The sequence below is a fragment of the Stenotrophomonas sp. SrG genome, from assembly GCF_050031795.1.
GTDB lineage: Bacteria > Pseudomonadota > Gammaproteobacteria > Xanthomonadales > Xanthomonadaceae > Stenotrophomonas > Stenotrophomonas rhizophila_A.
On record NZ_JBNBBE010000071.1, the window covers coordinates 1 to 326 of the forward strand.

General features: G+C 63.2%; 1 protein-coding gene. It reads left to right on the forward strand.

What is annotated here, in order from left to right:
• Positions 1-326: hypothetical protein (locus tag ACQG3P_RS19020; protein WP_426805907.1), on the forward strand; the 326-nt coding region annotated here is incomplete at both ends.

The following is a 326-nucleotide window of genomic DNA, read 5'->3' on the forward strand; positions in this document are numbered from 1 at the left end:
TTGTTGATCAACTACGCGGCGTTGATGATCTTGTTCGGGTTTCTGCAGATATACCTGCGGGTTGGCCACTTTCGGGGTGCGGTCCGGGAGGAGTACCGCACGCTCCTGCGTTCCTGCCTGGTGCTGGTTGGCTCGGTGCTGGCGTACCTGATCCTGCACAAGGCTCTCGTGGACCTGACGGGTGCCACCGAGGTGAGCAGGGCCGGTCTGCTGCCCATCGGGAACGTTGGTGCACGCCTTCACGACATTGGGGCGCTGGGCGGTTTTCTGTGGGATCGAAGCCTGCTGGTGACATACGGCACCGCGGCCAAGGCGCTGCTCTGGGG